Annotated in this window: 1 protein-coding gene; it reads left to right on the forward strand. The window is 30.9% G+C overall.

Annotation, left to right across the window (positions count from 1 at the left end; all coding sequences use genetic code 11):
* Positions 1-87 precede the first annotated feature (87 nt).
* Positions 88-721 (forward strand): replication initiation protein (locus tag FC27_RS11510; protein WP_056938108.1); only part of this gene is annotated, 634 nt, incomplete at its 3' end.

The following is a 721-nucleotide window of genomic DNA, read 5'->3' on the forward strand; positions in this document are numbered from 1 at the left end:
TTTTGTCTGTTTATCAAGTAGAGTTATAAAGTTGACTACTTGATAAACATAATCTAAAATTAATTTGTAATCATTAGGAGGTACAGCATGGGAAATGAAATTATTAAATATGATCCAGAGTTAAATACCATTCCACTTCGAAAATTTACTCCAGTTGAAATGAATTTATTTTTTTCGATTATTTCTCGTATGCGTGATAAGAGTGATCAGACCATTCGTTTTACTTTTGATCAATTAAAAGAGCTAAGTGCTTATAAACCTACTGCAAATAACCGTTTTGAAGATGACATTCAGAGAACTTATGAAAAAATGATGGGATTACATTTTGGTAGACGAAGTAAAAGTGGATTAACTCGAGAGTTTTTTGTTTTGTTTACAGAATTTAAAATTGATGGAGATGCAGAAGAACCTTATGTAGACGTAAAAGTTTATGAACGTGCTTTACCACTTTTAAACAAGCTTGAAAGTTGGGTTCGTTATGCGTTGGCAGAGTTTAGAGATTTAAAAAGTAGTTACGCAAAAACAATGTTTCGGTTACTAAAACAGTTCAGAACCACTGGATATGCTTATTTTTCTAAAGAAGACTTTTTTGAATTACTAGATATGCCCAAAAGTTACTGGAATAGTCCCTCTAACGTCGATAAATTTGTTATAAAACCCATTAAAGAAGAACTAACTCCTCTTTTCAGGGGTCTAACTATTAGAAAAAAATATGGTAAAG

It is taken from the genome of Companilactobacillus versmoldensis DSM 14857 = KCTC 3814 (assembly GCF_001434295.1).
Taxonomy (GTDB): Bacteria; Bacillota; Bacilli; order Lactobacillales; family Lactobacillaceae; genus Companilactobacillus; species Companilactobacillus versmoldensis.